This window comes from Amycolatopsis sulphurea, assembly GCF_002564045.1.
GTDB lineage: Bacteria > Actinomycetota > Actinomycetes > Mycobacteriales > Pseudonocardiaceae > Amycolatopsis > Amycolatopsis sulphurea.
Genome location: NZ_PDJK01000002.1, coordinates 4326925 through 4338495, shown reverse-complemented (window position 1 = coordinate 4338495; position 11571 = coordinate 4326925). Strand labels below are relative to the sequence as shown.

At 70.5% G+C, this 11571-nt stretch carries 12 protein-coding genes; 7 read left to right on the top strand and 5 right to left on the bottom strand.

The genetic code is table 11. The features are described 5' to 3' along the window. Positions 1-96: 96 nt before the first annotated feature. Entirely contained in the window at positions 97-1668 is a 1572-nt protein-coding gene (locus ATK36_RS25995) for an IS4 family transposase (RefSeq protein ID WP_141544538.1), read from the top strand. A gap of 123 nt (positions 1669-1791) precedes the next feature. Here the strand turns inward: ATK36_RS25995 and ATK36_RS25990 are convergent, their stop codons facing one another. Both ATK36_RS25990 and ATK36_RS25985 read right to left on the bottom strand, forming a co-directional pair. Then, entirely contained in the window at positions 1792-2991 is a 1200-nt protein-coding gene (locus ATK36_RS25990) for a cation:proton antiporter (protein WP_098513885.1), read from the bottom strand. A gap of 44 nt (positions 2992-3035) precedes the next feature. Then, positions 3036-3347 (bottom strand): hypothetical protein, encoded by a 312-nt coding sequence (locus tag ATK36_RS25985; protein WP_098513884.1) that lies wholly within the window; start codon positions 3345-3347, stop codon positions 3036-3038. Between the two features lie 67 nt (positions 3348-3414). Between ATK36_RS25985 and ATK36_RS25980 the strand changes: the two genes are divergently transcribed. Continuing rightward, positions 3415-4581: a saccharopine dehydrogenase family protein gene (locus ATK36_RS25980; RefSeq protein WP_098513883.1), complete on the top strand. Its 1167-nt coding sequence runs from the start codon at positions 3415-3417 to the stop codon at positions 4579-4581. Between the two features lie 18 nt (positions 4582-4599). Beyond that, positions 4600-5436 (top strand): chitosanase, encoded by an 837-nt coding sequence (locus ATK36_RS25975; RefSeq protein WP_098513882.1) that lies wholly within the window; start codon positions 4600-4602, stop codon positions 5434-5436. Between the two features lie 25 nt (positions 5437-5461). On the opposite strand, the gene ATK36_RS25970 is transcribed toward ATK36_RS25975, so the two are convergent. Both ATK36_RS25970 and ATK36_RS25965 read right to left on the bottom strand, forming a co-directional pair. Next, positions 5462-6448: a PHP domain-containing protein gene (locus ATK36_RS25970; protein ID WP_098513881.1), complete on the bottom strand. Its 987-nt coding sequence runs from the start codon at positions 6446-6448 to the stop codon at positions 5462-5464. A 9-nt stretch (positions 6449-6457) separates the two neighbouring features. Further along, positions 6458-6961: a metallophosphoesterase family protein gene (locus ATK36_RS25965; protein ID WP_098515181.1), complete on the bottom strand. Its 504-nt coding sequence runs from the start codon at positions 6959-6961 to the stop codon at positions 6458-6460. A 351-nt stretch (positions 6962-7312) separates the two neighbouring features. On the opposite strand from ATK36_RS25965, the gene ATK36_RS25960 reads away from it, so the two are divergent. Then, complete coding sequence (locus ATK36_RS25960) at positions 7313-9082, top strand: VanW family protein (protein ID WP_098513880.1); 1770 nt, start codon at positions 7313-7315, stop codon at positions 9080-9082. Positions 9083-9187: 105 nt separating this feature from the next. Continuing rightward, positions 9188-9313, top strand: a complete 126-nt coding sequence (locus ATK36_RS34300; protein ID WP_281259092.1) for a hypothetical protein — start codon at positions 9188-9190, stop codon at positions 9311-9313. Positions 9314-9459: 146 nt separating this feature from the next. Here the strand turns inward: ATK36_RS34300 and ATK36_RS25950 are convergent, their stop codons facing one another. Beyond that, on the bottom strand, positions 9460-9828 hold the full coding sequence (locus tag ATK36_RS25950) for a YciI family protein (protein WP_098513879.1): 369 nt from the start codon (positions 9826-9828) through the stop codon (positions 9460-9462). Positions 9829-9994: 166 nt separating this feature from the next. On the opposite strand from ATK36_RS25950, the gene ATK36_RS25945 reads away from it, so the two are divergent. Both ATK36_RS25945 and ATK36_RS25940 read left to right on the top strand, forming a co-directional pair. After that, positions 9995-10636, top strand: coding sequence for a dihydrofolate reductase family protein (locus tag ATK36_RS25945; RefSeq protein ID WP_098513878.1), 642 nt, complete (start codon positions 9995-9997; stop codon positions 10634-10636). A 40-nt stretch (positions 10637-10676) separates the two neighbouring features. Further along, positions 10677-11471, top strand: a complete 795-nt coding sequence (locus ATK36_RS25940; protein ID WP_098513877.1) for a PIG-L family deacetylase — start codon at positions 10677-10679, stop codon at positions 11469-11471. Positions 11472-11571: the final 100 nt, after the last annotated feature.

Below are 11571 nucleotides of genomic sequence, written 5' to 3'. Positions count from 1 at the left end.
TGCCAGGAACTTAAGGTCTGGTGGGTGGTGTTGATCACGGTTTGGGTGTGATCGGCGTGGTGGTGTGGATAGGCAACGAGGCTCCGGCTAGAGCTGGTGATTGTCGAGATCATCAGCAAGCCAGGAGCCTCGTTGTCCGTTCATGGTGTCATGCCCTCGGGCTGGTCCTCGCCGGTGGGTCGGTTGTTGTCACAGGCCGGGCTGGGGTTGCTGTCGTGGGTCGTCCCGCCCGCGCTGGTTGATGAGGCGCTGGCCGTCGCCGGCCGGGACGAACGGCGGTTCCGGGCACTGCCGTCGCGGTTGGGCGTGTACTTCGTGCTCGCGTTGTGCCTGCTGCGCACCAAGTCCGGCAACGCGACGATCAGGGCGATGTTCTCGCAGGAGAGTCTGCCCCGGTTGTCCGTGCTGGGCTGGTGGCCGCCGGCCAGCACGGCGCTGACCAAGCTGCGGGACCGGATCGGCGTGGTGCCCTTCCAGTTGTTGTTCGGCGCGCTGGCGCGGGCGGCGCCTACCCGGAACAGGCCGTGGTCGCACGCGTTCGGGCTGGAGGTGTGTGCCTGGGACGGCACCGAGGTCGAGCCGGCCGACACCGCGGCCAACCGTGAACACTTCCCGCCCCATCACCGCACAGGCGTGGCCCGCGGGCCGTCCAAGATCCGGGTGCTGGTGCTGCTGTCGTGTGGCAGCCGCCGTCTGCTCGGCGCGGTCACCGGCCCGCTGAGCCAGGGCGAGCCCACCCTGGCCTATCAGCTGCTGCCCCGGCTGCACGACCGGATGCTGCTGCTGGCCGACCGCTGCTTCCTCGGCTATCCACTGTGGACCGCGGCGCGGGAACGGGGCGCGCATCTGCTGTGGCGGGCCAAGCAGAACACCCCGAAGCTGCCCGTGCAGCACGCGTTGCCGGACGAGTCCTGGCTGTCCACCCTCCACGCCCCGGCCGACGCCCGCCGCTGGGCGCGCAACGTGCGCCGCAACAAGCAACGCGGGCACCGCCCGCCCACGCCCCGCCCGATCAACGGCATCGTCGTCCGGGTGGTCGAAGCACTGATCACCGTCACCGTCGACGGCGTCACCCGCACCGAGAAATACCGGCTGGTCACCAGCCTGCTCGACCCCGCACACGCACCCGCCGGCCAGCTCGTCGCCCTCTACGCCCGCCGCTGGACCGCCGAAACCGGCATCAAAGAGATCAAAACCACGCTGCTGGCCAAGCGGCCCCTGCGCGGCCACACCCCGATCCGCGCCCAGCAGGAACTCTGGGCCACCCTGATCGTCTACCAGGCCATCCGGCTGCTGATCAGCCACGCAGCGCTCACCCAGAACCTCGACCCGTCCCGGATCTCCTTCACCTCCGCCCGCGACGCCGCCGAACACGCGATCACTACCACACCCGCCGACACATCCCGACACCTCCAATGGGTGGCCCAGGACTTATGCCGACAGCTGATCACCGTCCACACCCACCACCGCGTCTACCCCCGAGCACTCAAACGCACCACCACGCGCTACCCCCACCGCAGCAAAACCCCGCAACCGACCAGCACCAAAGCCAGCTACCAGGTCCACATCCTGCCCACAGCAGAAACAACACCACCCACCACAACCAAACCAACACCACACCAACCCAGAACCGACCTAAGTTCCTGGCATTGGACTCAGAGTCCGTGAAGGGCCCCTTCACAGCCTGCCCTGGGCGACCGAGACCTGCCCTGAGCGACCGAGGCCAGCCCACCGAACCAGCCCACAAAAGCGGACCGCCCCGCCGAACGGGCACCCCCAGAGCGCCCCGCCTCAGCCCACCGGCGCGGGCTCCTGCCGCGGCCGGATGAGCCGGGCTGGGACCAGCCAGGTCAGCCGGTCCGAGCGGAGTACCGCGAGCGGGCCGATCACGGCCAGCAGGAGCACGTACCCGGCCACGAACGGCGCCACCCGGGAGTCCAGCCCGGCTGCGGTCGCCAGTGTCGCCAGTACCAGTGAGAACTCACCCCTGGTCAGCACCGTCAGGCCGATGTTCACGCCCTCCTGCCGGTCGAAGCCGTGCAGCCGGGCGGCGACCGTGCCGGCCGCCAGGTTGAGCACCAGGGTCAGCATCACGGCGGCGAGCACCGGCAGCACGACCGTGCCTACCGCGCCGGGGTCGATCGACAGGCCGAAGATGAAGAAGAATAGTGCGCCGAACGCGTCCCGCAGCGGCAGCACCAGTTTGTGTACCCGAGGCGCGACCTTCGAGCCGCCGAGCATCATGCCGACCATGAACGCGCCGATCGCGTCGGACACCCCCACCTCCTCGGCCACTGCGGCACCGAGCACCGCCACGCCGACGAAGCAGACCGTGAGCAGTTCGTCGTCGGCCGAGCCGAACAGCCGGGAGACCAGGCGTCCGCCCCAGCGGGCCAGCGCGGCGAGCACGAACAGGAACCCGAAGGCCTTGCCGAAGTCGGCCAGCGCGGCGCCGAAGCCGTCCGCCCCGCTGAGCACCGGCTGAAGCAAAGCGAGGTACAGCGCGAGGAACAGGTCCTCCAGCACGATGATGCCCATGATCAGCCGGGATTCCCGGTTCTCCAGCCGCCGGGTCTCCAGCAGCAGCTTGGTCACGATGGCCGAGGACGAGATGCCGATCGCGCCGGCGATCACCAGCGCCTCGCGGGTGCCCCAGCCCAGCGCGAAGCCGAACGCGAGCCCGCCGCCGACGTTGAGCACCAGGTAGGCCAGTCCGGCGCCGAGCAGCCGGGTGCCGCCGCGGGCCAGATCCTCCAGCGAGAACTCCAGGCCGAGGTAGAACACCAGGAACACGAGGCCGAGCCCGGCCAGGACGCCGAACTCGGCCGGATCGTCCACAAGGGACAGTCCGGGGGTGTAGGGGCCGAAGACGAAACCGGCCAGCATGAACAGGGGAATGGTGGGCAGCCCGATCCGGGCTCCGACGCGGGCGAGGGCTCCGGCGGCGAGAAACGCGCCGCCGACGGCCAGCAAGGCATGACCGTTGCTCATGGGGTCCTCCGAGCGACAGCTGGTACGGGTGAAAGGAGACGTACTCAGCAGCCAGGCGGCGCACGGGCGACAGCGGGCACGTACGCACGGCACGCCTCGGCGGGCGAGCGGAGTACGAGCGCGTACGAGACCTCAGCCGGGCGCGAAAGCCGGGACTCCCCCGGCACCTCGGCGAGCGGCAGCGGATGCGCGACCGCGGAGTGGGCCTGCTGCTGCACCAGAGCAGGCCCGGAACCGGCCGGGCGCGGGCCTTCCGGGACCGGGCCGGGCACGGCCACCGCGAGCAGGAGCAGCGTGGCGAGCAGGAGGCCGAGGATGGACCGGTGCCGCGGCACGGAGCGGGCGGCAGCAGTCATCTCCCGCCGAGTTTACCATGCCTTTACTGTCCACTGTGGTCTTCCACCGGTGGGCTACCCTGACGACATGGCCGATTACGACCTGGTGGTGTTCGGCGCCACCGGCTTCACCGGTGCCCGCACCGCGGAGTACCTCGCCCGCACCGCGCCGCGGGGCTGCCGCTGGGCACTCGCCGGACGCGACCCGGGCAAGCTGGCCACGCTGCGCGATCGGCTCGCCGCGATCGACGACCGGTGTGCCGCGCTGCCGTTGCTCACCGCGGACTCCGGCGATCCGGCGTCCCTGCGCGAGATCGCGGCCGCGGCGGAGGTCGTCGCCACGACGGTGGGTCCCTACTTGGCGCGAGGCGAAGCGCTGGTCGCCGCCTGCGCCGAGGAAGGCACGGATTACCTGGACCTCACCGGGGAGCCGGAGTTCGTCGACCGGATGTACTTGGCACACCATGCGAAAGCGGCCGAGAGCGGAGCGCGGATCGTGCACTGCTGCGGCTTCGACTCCATCCCGCACGACCTCGGCGTGTGGTACACCGTCCGGCAGCTGCCCGAAGACGTTCCCCTGGAGGTGGACGGCTACGTCCGGGTGCGCGCGCGGCCGTCCGGCGGCACTCTCGGCACGGCGCTCACCGTCCTTTCCCGGCTCCCCCAGTCCGCGCGGGCCGCCAAGGAACGGGCCGCGCAGGAGCCGGGGATCCCGGGCCGCTCGGTGCGGATCCCCGCCGGCCACCCGCACCGGATGCCCGGCACCGGACACTGGGCGCTGCCGCTGCCCACCATCGATCCGCAGATCGTGCGCCACTCCGCGCGAGCGTCGCAGCGATACGGGCCGGACTTCCGCTACCGGCACTTCGCCGCGTTCGAGCACCTGTCGTCGGCGGCGCTGTCCGTGGCCGGCGCCGGTGCACTGGCCGTCGCCGCCCAGCTGCCCCCGGCACGGCGGGCGCTGTCCCGGCGGCTCGCCCCCGGCGACGGACCGGACGCGCACAAGCGCGCACGGTCGTGGTTCCGGCTCCGCTTCCTCGGCCGTGGCGGCGGTGAAGAAGTGACCACCGAGGTCTCCGGCGGCGACCCCGGTTACGACGAGACCGCGAAGATGCTCGCGGAATCCGCGCTCTGCCTGGCTTTCGACCAGTTGCCGGACGCCGCGGGCCAGGTCACCACGGCCACGGCGATGGGCGACGCGCTGCTCGGGCGGCTGGCCCACGCCGGGATCACGTTCCGTACCGCTGTCCACTGACCCTGAGGAATCCCCTTCATGCGCAAGACGATGTGGCCGGTGCTCGCCGTGGCCGCGATCCTGGTTCTCGGGCTCGCCGTCTGGACGGCCACCCGGCCGGACCCGCCCGCCGCAGTGACCGCACCCGTGCCCGTGCCGAAGCCCGCCACCAGCCTCGCCTCGCCGGAGAAAAAAGAAATCGCCATGAAACTCGTGTCGAGCGCGGAGAACTCCTCGCTCGACTGGAAGGCCCAGTACGGCTACATCGAGGACATCGGCGACGGCCGTGGCTACACCGCGGGCATCATCGGGTTCTGCACCGGCACCGGGGACATCCTCGAACTGGTGCGGGCCTACACCGCGGCCGTACCGGACAACCCGCTGGCGAAGTTCCTGCCCGCACTGGAAAAGGTCAACGGCAGCGATTCGCACGAGGGCCTCGGGCCGGGCTTCGAGAACGCCTGGCGGCAGGCCGCCGGGACCAGCGCGTTCCAGCAGGCACAGGACACCGAACGGGATCAGGTGTACTTCGACCCGGCGGTGCGCCAGGGCGAATCCGACGGGCTGGGCGCCCTCGGGCAGTTCATCTACTACGACGCGATCGTGATGCACGGCGCCGGAGAGAGCGCCGCCGCCTTCGGCGGCATTCGCAAGACCGCGACGGAGAAGGCGAAACCCCCGTCGCAAGGCGGCGACGAAACCACGTACCTCAAGGCCTTCCTGGACGCCCGCCGGGTGATCATGAAACAGGAGGAGGCGCACGCGGACACCCCGCGGATCGACACCGAGCAGCTGGTCTTCCTCAACAACGGCAATCTCGACCTGCACACCCCGCTGAAGTGGCAGGTCTACGGCGATCGGTATGAGATCGGCTGAGCCCGCCCGCGTTCCCGGGCAGCACTCACCCGGCGAGCAGCTCGTCCACGCTCCGGGTGTTCACGATCCGGTCCGGCCCCAGCTCGGCTTCCGCCGCACGGACGCAGCCGTACCCCTGCCAATCGAGCTGCCCCGGGGCGTGTGCGTCGCTGTCGATGGCGAACTCGCAGCCCAATGCCACGGCCTGGTGCAGCAACCGCATCGGCGGGTCGAGACGTTCGGGGCGCGAGTTGATCTCCACGGTGACCCCGTTCTCCCGGCAGGCCGTGAACACCTTCTCCGCGTCGAACTCCGATTCCGGCCTGCCGCGCCCATGGACCATCCGTCCGGTGCAGTGGCCCAGTACGCGCACGTACGGGTTCGCCACCGCAGCGAGCAGCCGCGGAGTCATCTCACGAGCCGGCATGCGCAGCTTCGAATGCACGCTCGCCACCACGAAATCCAGCTGTGCCAACAGCTCCTCGGTCTGGTCGAGCGCGCCGTCATCGAGGATGTCCACCTCGATCCCGTGCAGCACGCGGAACGGCGCCAGCTCTTCGTTCACCTGCGCCACCTCGATCATCTGGTCCCGCAGCCGTTCCGCGGACAAGCCCCGGGCGACGGTCAGCCGTGGCGAGTGATCGGTGAGCACGATCCATTCGTGCCCCAGCTCCTGCGCCGTCTCGGCCATCTCACGGATCGGGCTGCCTCCATCGGACCATTCGGAGTGGGTGTGGCAATCCCCGCGAAGGGCGGCGCGCAGCGGACCGCCGTCCGGCACGTCTGCTTCGTCCAGCTTCGCCGCGTACGCAGGCGTACGTCCTTGTGACGCGTCCTCGATCACGCCGGCGGTCGCTTTGCCGATGCCTTTGAGCGCCTGCAACGTACCCGCCCGTACACGGGACTCAAGCTCTTCCGGAGCGAGGCCGTCGACCACGGCAGCAGCTTGCCGGAACGCGCGCACGCGGTAGGTCGGCTCCCCCGCGCGTTCGAGCCGGAAGGCGATGTCCCGCAGAGCGCGTGCCGGATTCATGGGTTCTGTCTACCCCTTCGGTGGCAGCTCGTGCAGCTCGACATCACCCAGCTGGCCATCCCTGATCTCCGCGGTCTGGTAGGTGCAGAATGGCTGCCGCCGCCGATCCGTGAGCGAACCCGGGTTGAGCAGCCGCAGCCCACCGGGCGTCGTGGAGTCCCACGGGATGTGGCTATGGCCGAAGACGAGGATGTCGGCGTCCGGGTACTGCGCGTCGCAGCGAGCCGCGCGGCCCTTCGCGTCGCCGGTCTCGTGCACCACAGCCAGCCGTACGCCGCCGAGCGTCACCCGCGCCACCTCGGGCAGCCACGCGCGCAGCTCCGGGCCGTCGTTGTTGCCGTACACGGCGACCAGCCGTTTGCTGTGCATTGCGAGTGCGTCGAAGGTGTCCAGATCGACCCAGTCGCCCGCGTGCACCACGACGTCCGCTGTCGCCACCTCGTCCCAGACCGGCTCGGGCAAGTCCTTCGCCCGCTTCGGCAGATGGGTGTCCGCGACGAGCAGCAGCCGCACGCCAGTCCTCCTGTTCCCCGACCGTCGCGAGGATCCGTCGAGGAACGCCGCGAGCTGGTCGCGCAGCAGGCTGGCCGCCTCGTCCGCGTCGCCCTTGCGTGCCACGGCGAGGACTGCCTTGTGCTCGCTCCAGCCCCGGCAGAGCCCTGGATCGACACGCAACAGGCCATCATATATCAGATTTCCCAGCCAAGACCCGGCGAACCGGGCACCCGCCACCGCCGGTACGGTGCCCGCTGCTCGCAAGCCGGCGGAACCGGACACGAGCTGACCGGTTTAGGGGCACTAGTCCGGCATGTCCGGCTCTCCCCGTACGCTGGGCCCGGACACGGCGAACGGAGGGGCGTAGAGGTGCAGGAACCGCGCTGGCCGGATTCCCACGGTGAGCAGACCGACATCCTGCCGGTCGTGCGCCTGGACGAACCGGCGCCCCCGGCCCCACGACGTGGGCTGCGGCGGGCGGGCTGGATCTCCGGCGGGGTGCTCGCCTTGCTCGTCGTCGCCTACCTGATCGACCTGCTCACCAGCCAGGGCCGGGTACCGCGCGGCGTCGTCATCGCCGGGGTGGACGTCGGCGGGCTCGAAGTGCCGGTCGCCGAACGGGAGCTGCGCAGCAGCCTCGAACCCCGGCTCGCGCAACCGCTCACCATCACCGCGGGCGAGGCGCGGACCACCTTCACCCCGGCCGCCGCCGGCCTGCGCCTGGACTGGAACGGCACCATCGAACAGGTCGGCGACCAGCCGCTGAACCCGTTCACCCGGCTCACCTCGTTCTTCGGCACCCGGGAGATCGGCGTGCTCTCGCAGGCCGAGGACGGCCAGCTCGGCGCCGCGCTGGAAGACCTGCGCAGCCGCGTCGACCGCGCGCCGGTGGAGGGCGCGGTGCACTTCGCCGGGGCCACACCAACCGCCGTCGAGCCGCGGGCCGGGCAGAAGCTCGACGTCGCAGCGGCCCGGCAGGCGGTACTCACCGGCTGGGCCAAGGGCGGAGAGCTGACGCTGCCCGTGGCGCCCGCGCCGGTGTCCACCACAGCGGCCGGGGTCCAGGCCGCGCTGGACCAGTTCGCCCGGCCCGCGGTGTCCGGCCCGGTGCGGTTCAAGGGCGAGGGCTCGGACGCCACCGCCCACCCGAAGGACATCGCCGCGGCCCTGACCTTCACGCCGGGCGAAGGCGGCGGCCTCACCCCGAAGCTGGACACGAAGAAGCTCACCGAGGTACTCGCCCCACAGCTGAAATCCACCGAGCAGGAGGGCCACGACGCGAGCATCGAGTTCGCCGGCGGCAAACCGGTGGTCAAGCCCTCGGCCGAGGGCAGCACCGTGGACTGGGACAAGAGCCTCGAACCGCTGATGGACACGCTCAAGCGGACCGACGCGCGGGAACTCAAGGCGGTGTACCGGAAGGAGCCCGCGAAGGTCACCACCGAACAGGCGGACAAGCTCGGGGTGCGCGAGGTCGTCGGCGAGTTCAGCACGGGCGGGTTCGCCACCGATTCCGGGGTCAACATCCGGGTCGTCGCGAACAAGGTGAACGGCGCCATCGTCAAACCCGGGGAAACGTTCAGCCTCAACGAGTTCACCGGCCCGCGCGGAAAGCCGCAGGGGTACGTGGAGGCGGGCGTGATCGCGAACGGCGCCCCGGGCCGGGAGGTCGGCGGCGGCATCTCGCAGTTCGCGACCACGCTGTACAACGCGAGCTATTTCGCCGGGATGAAGGACGCCGGGCACAAGGAGCACAGCTACTACATCAGCCGCTACCCGGCCGCACGCGAGGCGACCGTGTTCCAGAATCCGGGTGGCGCCAGCGTGATCGACCTGAAGTTCACGAACGACTCGGACACCGGCATCGCGATCCAGACGATCTGGACACCGTCGTCGATCACCGTGAAACTGTGGGGCACCAAGCGGTACACCGTGGAATCGGTGCCCGGGGAGCGCGCGAACCCCACGCCCCCGCCGACGAAGCCCGGCCCGGCGGAGAACTGCCACGCGTCCGCCGGCGCCGAGGGGTTCACCACCAGTGACACCCGCGTGCTGCGCGACGCCGGCACCGGCCGTGAGGTCTCCCGGCACACGCGCACGGTCCACTACAACCCGCAGCCCAAGATCGACTGCGGCTGACCCGCCGCGCCGGTGCTGCCGGGCGTTCCCGCCCGTGCTGTCCTGCCCCGATCACCCCGCGCCTGCGCGTAGGGTCTGGCAGGACCACACGGAAAGGGGGAGCCGATGGCGGACGAAGCGGCAATGGGGCTCTACGGGCTCACCAAGCGGTTCGGCACCACCGTCGCGGTGGACGAGGTCCGGCTGGAGGTGCCGCGCGGATCGTTCTTAAGTCGGTGTGGAGGTCTGTGAAGGGGCCCTTCACAGACTTCGGGACAGGTCCGGCGCACAGCGCGAGGTGGTCGCGCATCTCGAACACCTCCGCTGATCACGGGGCCTCGACCAACTTTGCCGGGACCCCCCGGGGGCCGGTCGCCCACGCGACCGGCCCCGTCCGGTCACCGCTCGCCCAGATCGGCGAAGACCACCGGGCGCAGTTCCAAGGCGAGGCCGGGGATGTCCAGATCCGGGATCTGCTTGGCCAGCTCCAGCGCGCGGGCCTCGTCCTCGACCTCGATCAGGTAGAAGCCGCCCATGAACTCCTTGCTCTCCGCGAACGGCCCGTCGGTCACCTCGGGCACGCCGGCCGACCCGCGCAGCACCTTCGACCGGGCGGGCTCGGCCAGTGCCTGGGTCGCGATGAACTCGCCGCTCTTCTTGATCGCCGCCATGAACGCGGTGTGCCCCTGCTCCAGGTGCTTCTGCTGCGCGTCGGTCAGCTCGCTCAGCACGGTGGGGTCGACCTGCATCAGAATCAGGTACTGCACGGTTGTCCTCCTCGTCCGGTGCCGCCCTCGGTGGCGGCACCCGGTGGTCGGCGCCGTCCGGGCGGATCGGACACCGGCGGGGGAAAATTCTTCCGGCCGGGCCGTCCGGTCCGGTCGCCGGGTTCCGACCGCAGGGTGACAACGGCCCTTTCCGAGGAGGACAACGATGGACCAGCGACTTCGGGTGCACTGCTTCACGATCAGCCGCGACGGGATCGGCGCGGGCGAGGACCAGAGCTTCGAGCGCCCGTTCGGCCATGTCGACCCAGGCGAGCTGATGAGCTGGGCGGGGGCCGCCGCGGGCTGGGCGTACCGCGGCGACGGCGGCACCCGTGGCCTCGACGACTACCTGGTCCGCGCGATGAACCGGAACATCGGCGCGGAGATCATGGGGCGCAACAAGTTCGGCCCGTTCCGCGGTCCGTGGGCGGATCACGAGTGGCAGGGCTGGTGGGGCGGCGAACCGCCGTTCCACACGCCCGTCTTCGTGCTCACCCACCACGTGCGACCGTCGTTCGCGCTGGGCGAAACCACCTTCCACTTCCTCGACACGACGCCGCACGAAGCGCTGGCCCGCGCCAAGGAAGCCGCCGCGGGCCAGGACGTCCGGCTCGGCGGCGGAGTGACGACGATCCGCGAATTCCTCGCCGCCGACCTGGTCGACGACCTGCACATCGCGGTCGCGCCGTACGACCTCGGCCACGGCCTCAAGCTGTGGGAAAGCCCGGACGAGCTGGCCGACCGGTTCCACACGGAACGCGTGCCGAGCCCCAGCGGCGTCGTGCACTATTTCCTCTGGCGGCGGTGAGGCGCGGTTCTTGTCGGGGGGCGGCGGTAGGTTCGAGGGCATGGCGACATTGGTGACGTTCCACGCTCATCCTGACGACGAATGCATCCTCACCGGCGGTGTGATGCGCAAGGCGGCCGACGAAGGCCACCGGGTCGTGCTCGTCGTGGCGACCCGCGGCGAGCTGGGCGAGGTCCCCGAAGGCTTCCTCGGCGAGGGCGAACAGCTGCGGGAGCGCCGGGTCCAGGAGACCCACGCGGCGGCGGAGGCGCTCGGCGTGGCGCGGGTGGAGTTCCTGGGCTACCGCGATTCCGGCATGATGGGCGAGCCGACGAACGACGAACCCGGCACGTTCTGGACGGCCTCGGTCGAGGAGGCCGCGGCCCGGCTGGCGGAGATCCTGCGCGAGGAATCCGCCGAGGTGTGCACCATCTACGACGATTTCGGAAATTACGGGCACCCCGACCACATCCAGGTGCACCGGGTGGGCATGCGGGCCACCGAGCTGGCCGGCACCCCGCGCGTCTACCAGGCGACCACCAACCGCGACCAGCTGCGCCGGGGCCTGGAGCAGGCCGTCGAGACGGGCCTGGTCTCCCGTGAGAACCTCCCGGACCCCGATGCCGAGCAGCCGATGGGCAAGCCGGAAGCGGAACTCACCGCGGCCGTCGACGTCACGTCGTATCTGCCGGCGAAACGAGCCGCCATGCGCGCCCACGCCAGCCAGATCGCGGAGGAGTCGTTCTTCCTGGCCATGCCCGAGGAGATCTTCCAGCAGGCGTTCGGCACGGAGTGGTTCATCCGGCCGGGTCACGGTCCGGGCATCACGGAGAAGGACTTGACGGCCGGGCTGTAGTGGATCTTTCCCGGGGTAACGGGGGGTGTCGGCAACGTCGGTGTGAGGGGCCCTGCGCCGCCGCGGAGGTCCGTGAAGGTCTGTGAAGGGGCCCTTCACG

Excerpts from the sequence above, each read along its gene's own strand:
- ATK36_RS25990 (WP_098513885.1), bottom strand. The coding sequence starts at position 2,991 with ATGAGCAACGGTCATGCCTTGCTGGCCGTCGGCGGCGCGTTTCTCGCC.
- ATK36_RS25985 (WP_098513884.1), bottom strand. The coding sequence starts at position 3,347 with ATGACTGCTGCCGCCCGCTCCGTGCCGCGGCACCGGTCCATCCTCGGC.
- ATK36_RS25980 (WP_098513883.1), top strand. The coding sequence starts at position 3,415 with ATGGCCGATTACGACCTGGTGGTGTTCGGCGCCACCGGCTTCACCGGT.
- ATK36_RS25975 (WP_098513882.1), top strand. The coding sequence starts at position 4,600 with ATGCGCAAGACGATGTGGCCGGTGCTCGCCGTGGCCGCGATCCTGGTT.
- ATK36_RS25970 (WP_098513881.1), bottom strand. The coding sequence starts at position 6,448 with ATGAATCCGGCACGCGCTCTGCGGGACATCGCCTTCCGGCTCGAACGC.
- ATK36_RS34300 (WP_281259092.1), top strand. The coding sequence starts at position 9,188 with ATGGCGGACGAAGCGGCAATGGGGCTCTACGGGCTCACCAAGCGGTTC.
- ATK36_RS25945 (WP_098513878.1), top strand. The coding sequence starts at position 9,995 with ATGGACCAGCGACTTCGGGTGCACTGCTTCACGATCAGCCGCGACGGG.
- ATK36_RS25940 (WP_098513877.1), top strand. The coding sequence starts at position 10,677 with ATGGCGACATTGGTGACGTTCCACGCTCATCCTGACGACGAATGCATC.